The organism is Photorhabdus cinerea, from assembly GCF_011189575.1.
GTDB lineage: Bacteria > Pseudomonadota > Gammaproteobacteria > Enterobacterales > Enterobacteriaceae > Photorhabdus > Photorhabdus cinerea.
This window is the reverse complement of the sequence record NZ_PUJW01000111.1, coordinates 1-1,147: the sequence shown is the minus strand read 5'-3', so window position 1 is coordinate 1,147 and position 1,147 is coordinate 1. Positions and strand designations below refer to the sequence as shown.

Below are 1,147 nucleotides of genomic sequence, written 5' to 3'. Positions count from 1 at the left end.
GTTAGACAGCTCGACATTAAAACGGCAGGTACAGGAATGTTGGTCAGATTACGAGCAGTACATCGACCGTGAGAAAGAAAAAGCGTTTATGGACCGGTTCACCACCGATCTGACGCGGTACGACAACACCATTATCTCCCCAATGACCGAGATGTATCTGGACTGGCTGAAAAGCCAGACCCTGCTGGACTATTTTGACCATAACTTTGACAGCACGGACGATTACAGCGGCGCGCTGTTTACCCAGTCGGTTCATGATTGTGTTTACGGGATGCAGGACAAACTGGGGGCCTCGCATTATTTTCAAGAGCAGATGATGTGCGACACCATCACGCCGGATAATCTGCTGTTACGTGCGCTGGTGATGAACAATGATAAAAGGACAGAGCAAACTCACGGGGTTCTAAAAACCGGTGGAAACTATGGCTCTCTCGCCTGGGATAAAATCCCCGATGGGCTTAAAGATATTGCTGAGCACTTTCATGGACCCGCTTCCCTCACGATAGAAAAATACCTGAATGAACTGAGTAGCACTTTGTTTGCAGTGATGAATAAAGCCGTGGAAAAAGTGCCGCTTCCCGCACTGGTCGTATTAGCCAAGCTGCATGGCAGGGAATTAAAAGTCATTAAGTTTGTCGGAAAACGTAAACATTTTATCAGCGCGGTGGTCACTCAAGTGAGCCTGATGGCGGATCTGAAACAGCCTGCTTCCTCAGATAAGCTGCGTCACCATGTTGATGCTGAAATGCGTCGTTTGAAGATTGATGGCTTGCCGATGGAGGGGGATCAGGAATTCAACTTTGTTACGCTGGCAGACGCAGGTGAAGCGGAAAAAACCCGGGTTTTACCCGAAGCGGAACGGGCCAAGTCTGTGGTGAAAACCTTGCATTCTGTCGATGAGATCCGTGCGGAGCTGTTTCCGAGGACGTTACGCACAAAACTGGCGCAGTTAGAGGGCAGTTCTGTTGAGAATATTGCTAAGCAGTTGGCACATGTTCCGCCCTTTATCGGCTGTACCTTCTCGCTGGTGTTGCAGATTTCTGCATTGCGCGCGGCTGGGTGGCCTAAGGAAAATACAGAGGTATGTACCCGGTTTGCGGCGGATCTGGTCTCCGCAATGGGGGCTGTTGCTGAAACTTGTGAGCGG

2 protein-coding genes are annotated in these 1,147 nt (G+C 50.0%); one reads left to right on the top strand and one right to left on the bottom strand.

Translation table 11 applies throughout. From position 1 onward, the window contains the following. Positions 1–43: 43 nt before the first annotated feature. Entirely contained in the window at positions 44–256 is a 213-nt protein-coding gene (locus C5469_RS22805; protein WP_166310976.1) for a hypothetical protein, read from the bottom strand. 15 nt (positions 257–271) lie between these two features. Here C5469_RS22805 and C5469_RS22800 point away from each other — a divergent pair. Beyond that, the coding region (locus C5469_RS22800) for a hypothetical protein (RefSeq protein WP_166310974.1) at positions 272–1,147 on the top strand (876 nt) is incomplete at its 3' end.